Source organism: Ruegeria sp. CDSB136 (assembly GCF_059610965.1).
In genome coordinates this window covers 57,849-70,420 of the sequence record NZ_JBXWOP010000011.1, presented here as the reverse complement: position 1 = coordinate 70,420, position 12,572 = coordinate 57,849, and the positions used below count along the sequence as shown (strand labels likewise).

Sequence of the window (12,572 nt, the reverse complement as noted above, 5' to 3'; positions counted from 1 at the left end):
CCCCGGAGTATTTGGAAAAAGATGAAGACCAGATCAGAATTCGACGGGGCCGTCGAGTTCATGGACCTGCCACGGCAGGCCGTGGTTGTTCAGCATGTCCATGAAATCATCCGGGTCGAGCTGTTCCATGTTCCACACGCCCGGCTCGGTCCAGTTGCCCTTCAGAACCTGTGCCGCGCCGATCATGGCAGGGACACCGGTGGTGTAGCTGACCGCTTGGCTGCCGACCTCGGCATAGCATTCCTCGTGGTCGCAGATGTTGTAGATGTAATAAGTCTTCTCGCCCGAGCCATCCTTGGCCTGACCCGTGGCGATGTCGCCGATGCAGGCTTTGCCCTTGGTTTCCGCGCCCAGATCGCCAGGATCGGGCAGCAGGGTTTTCAGGAACTGGATCGGGATGATTTCCTTGCCGTCATGCATCACCGGGTCGATGCGGGTCATGCCGACATTTTCCAGCACTTTGGCGTGGGTGATATAGGCGTCACCGAAGGTCATCCAGAAGCGGGCACGCTCGATCTCGGGGAAGTGGGTCGAGAGCGACTCCAGTTCCTCGTGATACATCAGGTACATGTTTTTGGGGCCGATGGCGGGGAAGTCAAACTCGACCTTATGGGTCATGGCGGGGGAGTGCTTCCACTCGCCACCTTCCCAGTGGCGCACTTCGGCCAATACTTCGCGAAGGTTAATCTCCGGGTTGAAGTTGGTGGCGAATTCCTGATCGTTCGAGCCGCCATTGGCGTCCAGAACGTCGATCTGACGAATGGTGTCCAGCTTGTGTTTCTTGAGCCATTTGGCGAACACACTGGTCACACCCGGATCGAAACCCGAGCCGAGGATGGCGGTCAGGCCAGCCTCCTTGAACCGCTCCTGATAAGCCCACTGCCAGTGATATTCGAACTTGGCCTCATCCTCGGGCTCGTAGTTCGCGGTGTCGAGGTAATGGATACCGGCCTCAAGACATGCATCCATAAGAACCAGATCCTGATAGGGCAGGGCGAGGTTCACGAGGATTTCCGCGCCGGTCTCCTTGATCAGCTTGACCGTGTCTTTGACCTTGTAGGCGTCCAGTTCTGCGGTGGCGATATCAACGCCAACACGTTCTTTCACCGATTTGGCGATGGCGTCGCATTTCGATTTCGTGCGGCTGGCCAGAGTAATCTCGGTGAAGATGTCTGAATTCATTGCCATCTTGTGCACGGCGGCGTGGGATACGCCGCCTGCGCCGACAACCAGTGTTTTGCCCATGGGGTTTTCTCCTCTCACAGGGGGTTATTCGTAATAGGTGTAGCCGTTGATCGAGTCGCGGTAGGCGCTCATCAGGGTTTTGCGGTCCTTGGCTTTCAGAGTACCGGTCGAGATCGCCTCGTCCACCATTTTGCGGAAGGCAGCGACACAATCGCCGGGGTCAAACTCGACATAGGACAGAACTTCGGAGATGGTGTCGCCTTCCTGTTCGTGCAGCAGGTCGAAGCCGCCGTCAGCGCGCAGGTCGATGGTGACGACGTTGGTATCACCAAACAGGTTGTGCAGATCGCCCAGCGTTTCCTGATAGGCGCCGACGAAGAAGACGCCCATGTAGTATTCGTCTTCTTCAGGCAGCGAATGCACCGGCAGGCTGGGAGAGACACCATCGGCCAGGATGAAGCGGTCGATCTTGCCGTCGCTGTCGCAGGTGATGTCGGACAGGACCGCGCGGCGGTCCGGTGTTTCGTTCAAACCCTGCAGCGGGACGATCGGGTGCAACTGGTCGATGGCCCAGACATCGGGCAGGGATTGGAACAGCGAGAAGTTGCAGTGGTAGATATCAGCCACTTTCTCAAGCTGGTCGTCCACATCGGTTTCCAGATCGTCGCTGGCCGCAAGCGCCTTGAGGCGGGTCATCAGCGACAGGTAGATGCGCTCGGCCCGGGCCATCTGGCGCAGGTCGACATAGCCGCGCCGGAACAGGGCACGCAGTTCATTGCGATAGAAGGTGGCGTCGTTCCAGCATTCCTGCAACCGGTCGCTGCTGAGGTAACTGGACACAGCGGCCAGGTCCGATACCATATGGTGGTCATCGGGTTCCACCTCGGGCCCGTTGGGCGCGTCGTAGAGCGTGCTTTCCAGCACGTTGAACAGCAGCATCGACGAGGTTGCCACCACAGCGCGACCGCTTTCGGTGACCAGAGTCGGGTGGGCCACTTCGGCCTCATCCATCGCGTAGGCCACGGTTTCGACGACATTGGCGCAGTATTCCTCGACCGTGTAGTTGATCGAGTTCTCGGCGGCTTTCTTTTCGCCGGTATAGTCCACACCCATGCCGCCGCCGAGGTCCAGATGGGTCAGCGGTACACCTTCGCGCGTCAGCTCGGTGTAATAGCGGCAAGCCTCGCCCACGGCGCGGCGCACGTCGTTGACGTCCTGCACCTGAGATCCGAGATGCGAGTGCTGCAGCTTCAGGCAATGCAGCAGACCGGCCGCTTTCAGTTTGTCGACAGTAGCGACCAGCTGATCGGTGTTCATGCCAAAGGCGGACCGGTCGCCCGAGCTTTCTTCCCACTTGCCGCTGATCTGGTTGGTCAGTTTGACCCGCACACCGATCAAGGGCTCGATGCCCAGATCGTTATAGACCTCGATCACCGTGTCAGCCTCTTTCGGGCTTTCCAGCACGATGACGGTGTTAAAGCCGATCTTGCGGCTGAGGATTGCCAGTTGGATGAACTCCGCATCCTTGACGCCGTTGCACACGATTAGCGCTTCGCTGGCCAGACGATGGGCAAGCGCGATCACCAGTTCGGGTTTCGATCCGGCTTCCAGGCCGTAATTGTACTTCTTCCCGAACTCGACGATCCGGTCCACGACCTGCGCCTGTTGGTTCACCTTGATCGGGAAGACACCGCGATAGTGCCCCTTGTACCCGGTACGGGCAATCGCATCACGGAAGCTTTCATTGATATGAGCGATCTCGTTTTCCAGGTAGGAACTGATACGCAAAAGCATCGGGGCCCTGATGCCGCGTTCCTCAAGGTCGCTCAGGATGCCGGGCAGGCTGATTGCCGCAGCCTCTGGCGCCATGGGATTGCGCAGACCGATCTCGCCCTGCTTCGTCACCTCGATGAGGCCTTTGCCCCATTTTTCAACCCCGTAGATGGAATGCGGTGCGTTGGGCGTGTGTTTCAATCAAGTCAGTCCTTGTAAGTCTGGAGTGCCGGTTTTGCGCCCGCCAATACGGTAGCAGTTTGATTCGTCCAAGTTTAATCTATGCGACGGAAAATGCCGAGGTTCAGCCAAACGCCCGGACAGGGATCAGGTGGTTGTCCCATTGGCAGTCCAGTTGGGCCAAATTGTTGGCGCTGATGCCGCTCAGGCTGCCGATCACTCCGGTGCCGGTGGTAAAGACATACCCCTTAGGCCCTGCGCTTAACCCGCATACATCGTCAAGCTGGTGGATGCTGGCCAGTCGCCCGTCTGCGACATTGAACTGATGCAACGCGTTGCCGCGCGGGCAGGTGATCGCGACGGTTTCGCCATTGGCAGAAAACGCGATACTTCCTGCGTAGCCTTGAAGCGTGGCTTGATCGGTGTCGGGTGCCGCCAAAAGCCTGGGCGCCTGACCACGGTGATGCAGGCCCAATAACGGCGGGTGAGCGGTCGCGTCGCCCTGCCATTGCATGGCAAAGGCAACAAGGCCATCCCGGCGCACTGCCAGATGACGGGTCGAGCTCTTGTGCATCGCGCGCGGCAGTTCCACCGTCTCCAGAATGTCGCCGGACAGGTCAAGATAGGTCAGGTTAGGTTTCATGACCGGCAGGTTCAGCTTGGTGCGGCCCGTGTCGGGATGGGTTTCGATCCCGCCATTGGCGACGACCAAAGAAACGCCATCCGGCATCAGGCGCAAGTCGTGCGGGCCGATACCGCCCGAGGAAATCTCTCCGATCCGGGTGTAATCTTGGCCGTTCCAGATGCCGATGATGCCCGCGCCAGCGTCATAGTCGTTTTCGGTCGTGTAAAGCCTTGTTCCATCTCGCGAATAGGTACCGTGGCCATAGAAATGGCGCCCTTTTGGGGCCTGCAACTCGGCGATTTGCACCCCAGTGGCGCAATCAATCACCGCGGCAAAGGTGCCGGGACGGCGGGCAAAGGCCACCGCCTGCGGCAAGTGTGGATGCGCGGCGGCGGCGTGGCCCCGGGCGGGCAATGGCAGGGAAAACAGGATGGTTCCGTTCACATCCAACCCGGCCAGGCGGTACGTATCATCCGGGAATAACGCCGCAGCCAGATAGTCCGGGCCGCCCACCGACGCCCACCCCTTCATGGGGGCAAGACCGGCGGCGGTCAGACCGACCAGAAAGCGGCGGCGGGTGGTCATGCGGATCAGTCTCCGTCCAGTGAGTTGAACCCGGCGCTGATGCCAAGGGTCGGGCCGAGTTCGGTAGAGGCAATAGCGCGGATGTCGTTGATCGACTGTTGCAGCGCTTCGACCCGGATGCGTCCCTGTGGATCGGCGACACCCGCAAAGGCCGGATCGTCCAGTGATTGTGCCCGGCTTATGGCTCCTGCAAAGGTGGCGTCCAGATCATCGGCAATCCCGGGATGACCAGTCGACAGATGAGTGGCAAGATCGTGCAAGGCGATCAGCGACAATTCTACATGGCGCAGGGATCGTTCGGACCGGCGTGCCTCGGCCCGGTTGGGGCGGGGGCGGTCATGCGTTCCCATGGGGCGGCCAAGGCGGGTGTCGGCGGTAAATTCCAAACCGGTGATCAGGGCTTTGAACAGTTCCTGCATCGCTTCATCATCGGACCGGTAGGGGCCGTCAGGTCCGGGTCGAGCCATTTTGCCGGCATAGGACTGCCAGTCGTTGTCAATAGCCCGCGCATTCCGTTCGATATCTGTCGCGATGGCCCGAACCAGCGCGCAGCGATAGTTATCCGCGCCTGCCACGGACAGATGCGGGTCGAACAGAACCTGCTCCAAAGCAAAGAAACCGCGCCCAGCGATGGATGTTTCCGCGAACCCTTCGGCGGAATAGACCGCATCATCTTCCCGGGCGATCAGCACTGACAGTGCCTTGGGCGTGAAACCTTTACTGTCGGGCCAGAACGCCAGGGCAAAGGCGCGGTCATCGGTTTCCGATGGGCCAAAGCGCAGGTGGCTGGCAGAAATCCATGCGTCGAAGGCATCGTGATAAGCCGCACGCAGATCGGGGGCGTCCGTTGAGCAATCCGCCCGCGACGATGCTTTCAGTGTGCCGGACGCGCCCGCAAGCTGCGCAAAACGCGGCAGGATGTGGGATTGCACCGTGTCCGCGAGTACAGCCTGACGATCCTGAGCCTGGACAGCTATTGGCAGTATGAGGGCAGCCAGTAAGGTGAGAATTCGCATGAATCAGAGACTTTCGAGAAAACGCACAAGGGCATTGCGGTCGGCTTTTGGCATCGAAACAACACTGTCCCGCGCCGCCTGCGCCTCACCCCCATGCCACAGGATGGCTTCAAGCAGCGACCGGGCGCGCCCGTCATGCAAAAACTGGGTATGGCCGGACACCTGTTCGGTGAGGCCAATGCCCCACAGCGGTGCGGTGCGCCATTCCCGGCCATCGGCGCGGGCTTCGGGGCGGTTGTCTGCAAGCCCCTCGCCCATGTCGTGCAGCAGCAGGTCGGAATACGGCCAGATCAACTGAAAGCTGTGTTCAGGCCGGTTGTCCATGCGGTGCGTGACGAAAGCGGGCGTATGGCAGGAAACACAGCCGGAGGTGTAGAACACCTCTTTCCCGCGCAGCACTTGCGGATCATCAACATCGCGTCGGGCCGGAACGCCAAGGTTCTGGCTGTAGAATGCAACCAGGTCCATGCCCTGCTGGTCAATTTCGAATTCCCGAATGTCCTGATCGCCATGGGGGGCCGCAACGCAAGCAGTCTGGCGGTCAGTGCAATCGCCGTGCGGGGCCGGGTAGAGCGGGCTGGAAATGCCGATGTCACCGGCAAAGGCGGCGGCGGATTGTTCCATTATCGTCGGCATTCCGGCCTTATGGCCGAACCGGCCCATCATTGGTTCACCAAATTCGGCTGACCAGACGATATTCGGTCGTCCGGAAATTCCGTCGCCATCCATATCTTCGGGATCGGCGCTGGCCAGCAGATCGTCGACCGGGATGGCTTCAAGCAACCCCAATCCGATCATCTGAGGCGCCACGCGGGGGCTGAGCATCGCGTCCGGGTGCAACGGGCCGTATCCCAGATCTGCCGCGCTGTAGGTCGGGCGGCGCAGGATGGCAGTTTCGCCTTCCGACAGTTCAACGAGGACATCCTCATATGCGATATCCAGCCGGTATTCGGCCGGATGGCCGGGCAAGGCCAGGTCCTGCATCTGGCCGCCGTAATTCGGTTCGGGTCGGGTGGCGATGTAGTCCTCGATCTCGGAGTACCCGTCGTCGGGGCCACCGGGAACAGACACGCGCAGGAACATCGATATCGCGCTGTCGTCCGGGCCGTTGGGCGTATGGCCGCGCCCGTCCTTGATGTGGCATCGCTGACAGGATCGGGCGTTGTAAAGCGGGCCCAGACCGTCCGAGGCCAATGTAGATGCGGGGGACGAGACCCAAATCTTTCTGAACAGCCCGTTGCCGACTCGGAAATCCAGCTCCTGTTCGAAGCTCAGATTGCCCGAGGGTTGTGAAAAGACATCGGCGTTCTGGCGCGCCCGCACGGTGGCCGCCCCGGCGGGCAGGTCCTCGAACCGTTGCGGCGCGCTGAAATCATCGGGCAACGCCGTGACGGCGGAGATCCGGTTGCGCTCTTCCTCGGTTCTGGGCTGGAAGTTCAGGTGAATGTCACGCAGTTCGGCGGACAGGGAGGGGGTGGCCACGCACGTGACCACCGACAAAAGACAGAGTTTAGTCCACTTCGTCCATTTTCGACGCGTTGAGCTGCGCATAATTGGCTTCGCCGATCCTTTCATACAGGTCGAGCTGCGTTTCGAGGAAGTCGATATGGCCTTCTTCATCACTGATCAAATCCTCGAACAATGACATCGACACATAGTCGCCCGCCTCGCGGCAATATTCCCGGGCTTCGACATAAAGCGCGCGGGCATCCTGTTCTGCCGCCAAGTCGCATTCCAGCGTTTCCTTCGGGGTCTGGCCGATCCTCAGAGGATCGAGTTTTTGCAGGTTGGGATGCCCTTCCAGGAAGATGATCCGTTCGATGAGCTTGTCGGCATGGCCCATCTCTTCGATGCTTTCCTCGCGGCTTTTCTTGGCCATATGGTCAAGGCCCCAATCCTCTTGCAGGCGGTAGTGCAGCCAATACTGGCTGACCGCAGTCAGTTCATGCCGCAGGGATTTGTTGAGGTATTCGATGACTTTGGGGTCGCCTTTCATCTGCACTCTCCTGTGTTGCTCCGCTGCGCAGGGCGCGGAGTTGCATGGGGACTTCCAGATTATCGCAGGACCGCATCGAGTCGAGAAAAAGCGGCATGCATCCGCCACAATCCGCTGATTTCCCAAGCGCATGGTAGATTTTTCCGGGCGTGATCACCGTGTGCGGGTCAGACGCGCGCATCCAGTCGATCGCAGCGCGGATGTCGTGGTCCGAGATATGCGTGCAGTGGCAGATGATCATGGTAATGCGCCCATTTTTACGGTCGAGCTTTGATGTCAGTTGGGGGTTCGGATGTGGTTTTTCACATCAATCCCCGGTGATCCGGATATCCGGAAGCACCCGCTTTCAGATGCTTCCGGTTCAGTCAGGCCGGGAGGGGGTGTCCGACCAGACAGGTCTTATTCGAACACCGAACCTGGGTTATCCAGGCTGTCCGAGCCTTCGATGCTGACCTGATCCAGATCCAGCGCAGCCACGACACGCTCAATGGTCTTGGTCTGGTCGATCAGGCCGTTCACACCGCCCATGATCAGGACCTCACCGCCTTCATTGCCGCGTTCCAGCATCTGGTCATAGGCAAAGCCTGCCTCGGCTGTCGATTTCAGACGACCCAGCGCCTGCATTGTATTGGCCAGCTTGGCCTTCATCTCAGCGTCCAGCGACGGGTCGGTGGCCAGAACCAGATCCGACAGCGACGCACCGGAAACCGGTGTGCCGTCGATGCGGGTATAGCTGCCCAGATAGACGTTCTGAATGCCCAGCCCGTCGTAGTAATGGCTGTTGTGAGTGTTGTCCGAGAAGCAATCATGCTCCTCCTCGGGGTCGTTCAGCATCAGGCCAAGGCGCATCCGCTCACCCGCCTGTTCGCCATAGGACAGCGAGCCCATGCCGGTGAGGATGGCGCTGACCCCGGCTTTGTCGTTTTCGGCCAGTGCGGCGCGTGCCGCACCGCCTGCCTGCCACTGGGCGGCCATCCATTCCAAATCGCTGACCAGCAGTTCGGTTGCGGCGCTCAGATACTGTGCGCGGCGATCGCAGTTGCCGCCGGTGCAATCGTCACCCTGCACATAGTCGGTATAAGGACGGTTTCCCGCGCCCGAGCCGTGGCCGTTCAGATCCTGGCCCCAGAGCAGGAATTCAATGGCGTGATAGCCGGTTGCGACGTTGGCCTCGATGCCGTCTGCTTCGTGCAGGGTTTCACTCAGCAATTCGGGCGTGATTTCGGCGGCGTCGATGGTGTTGCCAGACAGATCGAAACTGGGGTTGGCGATGACGTTCAGCGCCGCAAACTCATTCTCGTCGGTCGGTCCGCCGTAGGAGGCGTCGACATAGTCGATCAGCCCCTCATCCAGCGGCCAGGCGTTCACCTTGCCTTCCCAGTCGTCGACGATGGCGTTGCCGAAGCGATAGACTTCGGTCTGCTGATAGGGCACGCGGGCCGCAACCCAAGCAGCGCGTGCGGCGTTCAGCGTGGCGTCGGACGGATCGGCAATCAGTGCGTCGACGGCGGTTTGCAGGGATTTCGCGGCAATCAGGCTGTCTTCAAACGTGGCTTCGGCGATATTGGCGTAGGTGTTCAGAACGTCCGCCCGGGAGGGCGCATCAGCGGCAATTGCTGAAGTTGCGGCAAGTAGTGTCAACGTACCCGCTGTGGCAAAGCGTTTGGTCATGATGATTATCTTTCCTGTCAGAAACAATAGTTCGGGTGTCTTGTGGCAGGCACCGTTCCGCCTATAGCTGATTTAATTAGTCAGGAATGTCAACCTGAGTTTTATTGTCGGAAATAGCAGTATTATGTTCCGACCGCGCCCCCTACCCATATCTGGCGAGGTCTGGTTGGGGTGCTGACATTGCGCGATTGACGGATCGGAATACAATAAAGCCAGTGATTCTTTTTGAACGGTGCACTGGTTATGAAAGCAGCGATGGTCGCATTTTCCCTGATGCCAGTCGTTGTTCTGGCCGAAGAATCCAATATTTCTCAATCACATAGCCACGGTACGGGAACACTGATCGTTACCCACTCCGATACGAGCATACAGCTCTCATTTTCCGCGCCCGGAGCGGACATCGTCGGGTTCGAACATCCGGCGGAAAACAACGACGATCGCGTGCTGGTAGCCCGGGCCGTGTCGGACCTGTCCAAACCGCTGGAGTTGTTTGAACCTCCGGTCGAAGCTGGCTGTTTTAACGCCTCAGCGAATGTAACGCTGACCAGCGTCGCACAGGGGCAGAGCGACAAGGCAGGTGACGAACGGCATATGGAATTTGTTGCCGACTATCGGATCACTTGCCAGAACGCAGAGCAGCTTGATCGAGTAAAGTTCGCGTATTTCGACAGGTTTCCGAACGCCGGGATGCTGCGACTTCAGGTTGTTTGCGGCGATGTTGGTCAGGTAAAGGAAGTTTCCCGCACAGACCCGTTTGCCGGTTTGGCTTGCACCCAATAGCACGCAAAGCAACCGCGGCGTCCGCGACGTTCAGATACCGAACCGGGTCAGTACGTTCCTTGTGATCCGTTCAACCTGCCAGTCCCGCCGGGTCAGCCCCATGACCCATTCACAGGTGGCGGCGTTGAACACCTCACCCTTGCCGCGGTGCCAGTGCACGATCACCCCGTTGCCGCGGGTGCTACGGTCCAGCGTTTCTTCAGTGACCTCTCCAAAGATTGCCTGCGCTTTGAACGTGGCATCATCGTTACCGATGTAGACGGTTTCACCCCAGACGCCGTGGTCGGGTTCGACATTTGTAGCCAGACCCAGCGCAAGGATTTCGACCTCTGGATCGGTGCCGTCATTTCCGGTGGCAAAGGGCAGGCCATCCTCCATCCGGTAGTCGACGCCATCCACCTCGTACCCGAAAATGCGTGAGGTCGCCCCCAGGTGGTCGCCGTAACCCAGTTGGGTGCCTGCAAACGCCCAGTGCCGGGGGCGATAGACGGTGAAACCGCCGCTGCCCTGACCCGCGCAACGTCCGAGACTGGCATACACGCCCCCCAGTCCGTTTGCGCCAAAGGTCTGTGCGCCGGGCCAGTTGGCGGGGGCGACCTCCCATGCGGATGTGACCAGATTATCCTGGTCTGTTCCTACCAGAGGATCCTGATCGGCATTGTACTTGTAGCAGACCTGCTGACGGCCCTGATCCTGGATCCGGGTCTGCCATAGGAAGTTTCCGCCAAACCGCGCCACCTTGCCGCCGTTTTCCGTGAACCGGTCCACGGCGTGGCGCATCGGGGCAGACCAGTATTCGTCGTGACCCACGAAAATCGCACATTTGTAGCGGTTCAGCAGGTCCGGGTCAGCATCAAGATCGTGCTGAGTGGCAAAATCCAGATCAAAACCGTTCGCTTCGGCCCACACAGCAAAATGCCGCTCGTAACTGGCCCATCCTGCCGAGGCGTATTTCTTGGAGTACCCATAGGAATAGGCCCATTCCATGTAGGGGTAACGTACCATTCCACCGGGCACATGCGGGGTTTCGGGAACCGCGCGCGGGGCGCCGTGGGGCAATTTACAAAACCCACGGGTCCAGGGGCGCCGGGTCGAAACCACGGGCGAAAACGCATCGCCGTCTGGGCCCGTGATGCCCTGATAATGGTTCGAACCTCCCCAGCAGTTGTAGGCCAGCCAGGTGCCGGTGGCACAGACCAGAACGTAAGGGGCGGGCGCGCGATCCGCCGCGCGGCGCAGCAGAAACAGGTGATGCTCTTCGACCCGGTCGCCGTCCTGTTCCGCACTGAAGGTGATCAGGTATCCGCCCGGGCGCCAGTCATCGGGGATGGTGAATTCGTAGGCGACTGCCCAGTCGCATCCATTCACCGAACAGTCCGGCGGGGTGGTTTGGTGCATGCTGGGCAGGTTGGTTTCGTGAAGCAGCGGCTCGTAATCCTGCCCGTCGCGGCCAATTTCCAGTGTCCAGTTTTGGGCAGTGGTCGAAACCCGCAACGCAACCCGATCGCCCGGTGTATAGGACATGCGGTCCGTATAGCCCCAAATTTCCAGAACTGAGCCGTCTCCGGCCGGTCCGATATAATAGTTATCCAGAATGTGGCGGGCCTTGGCGCGTGTGCGCGGCGTTGTTGTGGGGCCGGGATTTTCCGATCTGGTCATGGGGCTATCCTGTATCGGGTTGCTGCGATCCGCTGTGCCTGCACGGTGGTTCGATCATGGCGAGAAACCTGCAAGCAGAAAAGTGAAAACGCTGTTGTCGGCGGGGCACTGGACCGCGCATCATGCCGCCTGCGCGATCCAGTTCTGAAACAGGTGGGCGCCGGTTTTTGTTTTCCCCAAAGCCGTGACCGAGCAGAAGTAGCCGCGTTTGCTTTCATGCTCGTGGTCACAGGCTAGCGCAAGGGTTCCGTTGGCCAGAAACTCGTCAATCAAGGGCCTCCAGCCAATGCCGATGCCCAGACCATTCTGAATGGCACGCAGATAGACCATGAAACTGAGGTAGGTGTCATGGTCGGGTGGTGGCGGCACTTTCTTTCCGGTTCCCTGGAAATACCGCCCCCAATCGCCGTTATGGTCACGCTCGGACATATGCAGCAGTTTTTGCCCGGCCAATGCCGCGCGGGAATAGGGTTGCCCGTCGTGCAGCAGGTCGGGGCGGCAAATGGCCACCATGCGCTCGGGGAATATTTGCAGCGATGGGCAACCCGGAATGCCGTGTTCGCCGAAAAGAATAACGACGTCACATTTTGCCGGATCATAGTCTGGGTTCTGATCCCGGGTGACAATCTGGAGCTTGGTGTCGGGGTGATCCGCCTGAAACCCGGCCAGTCTCGGCAACAGGTAAAGGCTGGTGAAACCGATGCTGGCGCTGACCACGATCGTGTCCTCGTGCGCGCGGGTTCGCACCGCGTCAAGCCCGCCTCGGATGGCCCCAAATCCTTGTGACACTGCCTTGGCCAGCAAAACCCCGTCTTCTGTCAGGGTCAGGCGAGGCTTGGTGCGGGCAAAAAGCCGGGTCCCCAATTCCGCCTCAAGCGCCGCGACTTGGCGACTGATCGCGGGTTGCAGCACGTTCAACTCCTCGGCTGCACGGGAAAAGCTAAGGTGGCGCGCGGCGGCGTCGAAGGCGTTGATCTGGTGCAGGGGAATGGACATGCGTCACAATCATTCATTGTAGGAACAATATTCATTCATCATTTCCGTCTTTTTCTTTCGCTGCAAGCGGGCAAATCTGTTTGCGGAACCAAATCAGGGTCGTTCC

11 protein-coding genes are annotated in these 12,572 nt (G+C 59.7%); 1 reads left to right on the top strand and 10 read right to left on the bottom strand.

Annotation, left to right across the window (positions count from 1 at the left end; genetic code table 11):
- Positions 1 to 33: 33 nt before the first annotated feature.
- The 8 genes from AC2FIR_RS13165 to AC2FIR_RS13130 all read right to left on the bottom strand — a co-directional run bounded on the left by AC2FIR_RS13165 (position 34) and on the right by AC2FIR_RS13130 (position 9,031).
- The gene (locus AC2FIR_RS13165; protein ID WP_170619729.1) at positions 34 to 1,245 is read right to left on the bottom strand and encodes a saccharopine dehydrogenase family protein; all 1,212 of its coding nucleotides are present in this window, start codon (positions 1,243 to 1,245) and stop codon (positions 34 to 36) included.
- Between the two features lie 24 nt (positions 1,246 to 1,269).
- Complete coding sequence (gene speA / locus AC2FIR_RS13160; protein ID WP_170615953.1) at positions 1,270 to 3,159, bottom strand: biosynthetic arginine decarboxylase; 1,890 nt, start codon at positions 3,157 to 3,159, stop codon at positions 1,270 to 1,272.
- Positions 3,160 to 3,262: 103 nt separating this feature from the next.
- The gene (locus AC2FIR_RS13155) at positions 3,263 to 4,348 is read right to left on the bottom strand and encodes a DUF1513 domain-containing protein (protein WP_496746662.1); all 1,086 of its coding nucleotides are present in this window, start codon (positions 4,346 to 4,348) and stop codon (positions 3,263 to 3,265) included.
- A 5-nt stretch (positions 4,349 to 4,353) separates the two neighbouring features.
- Positions 4,354 to 5,364 carry an imelysin family protein gene (locus AC2FIR_RS13150; RefSeq protein ID WP_496762483.1) on the bottom strand — a complete coding sequence of 337 codons (1,011 nt, stop codon included), beginning with the start codon at positions 5,362 to 5,364 and terminating at the stop codon, positions 4,354 to 4,356.
- Between the two features lie 3 nt (positions 5,365 to 5,367).
- The gene (locus AC2FIR_RS13145; protein ID WP_496746666.1) at positions 5,368 to 6,915 is read right to left on the bottom strand and encodes a di-heme oxidoreductase family protein; all 1,548 of its coding nucleotides are present in this window, start codon (positions 6,913 to 6,915) and stop codon (positions 5,368 to 5,370) included.
- The gene (bfr, locus tag AC2FIR_RS13140; protein WP_496746668.1) at positions 6,875 to 7,360 is read right to left on the bottom strand and encodes a bacterioferritin; all 486 of its coding nucleotides are present in this window, start codon (positions 7,358 to 7,360) and stop codon (positions 6,875 to 6,877) included. Before bfr ends, AC2FIR_RS13145 begins: the two co-directional genes overlap by 41 nt.
- Positions 7,308 to 7,601 (bottom strand): (2Fe-2S)-binding protein, encoded by a 294-nt coding sequence (locus AC2FIR_RS13135; RefSeq protein WP_170615961.1) that lies wholly within the window; start codon positions 7,599 to 7,601, stop codon positions 7,308 to 7,310. Before AC2FIR_RS13135 ends, bfr begins: the two co-directional genes overlap by 53 nt.
- Positions 7,602 to 7,759: 158 nt before the next feature.
- A complete protein-coding gene (locus AC2FIR_RS13130; protein ID WP_496746670.1) occupies positions 7,760 to 9,031 on the bottom strand; it encodes an imelysin family protein in 1,272 nt (423 codons plus the stop codon).
- A gap of 255 nt (positions 9,032 to 9,286) precedes the next feature.
- Between AC2FIR_RS13130 and AC2FIR_RS13125 the strand changes: the two genes are divergently transcribed.
- The gene (locus AC2FIR_RS13125; protein ID WP_496746672.1) at positions 9,287 to 9,811 is read left to right on the top strand and encodes a ZrgA family zinc uptake protein; all 525 of its coding nucleotides are present in this window, start codon (positions 9,287 to 9,289) and stop codon (positions 9,809 to 9,811) included.
- Positions 9,812 to 9,841: 30 nt separating this feature from the next.
- On the opposite strand, the gene AC2FIR_RS13120 is transcribed toward AC2FIR_RS13125, so the two are convergent.
- Positions 9,842 to 11,470, bottom strand: a complete 1,629-nt coding sequence (locus AC2FIR_RS13120) for a N,N-dimethylformamidase beta subunit family domain-containing protein (RefSeq protein WP_496746674.1) — start codon at positions 11,468 to 11,470, stop codon at positions 9,842 to 9,844.
- Positions 11,471 to 11,590: 120 nt separating this feature from the next.
- A complete protein-coding gene (locus AC2FIR_RS13115) occupies positions 11,591 to 12,466 on the bottom strand; it encodes a LysR family transcriptional regulator (protein WP_496746676.1) in 876 nt (291 codons plus the stop codon).
- Positions 12,467 to 12,572: the final 106 nt, after the last annotated feature.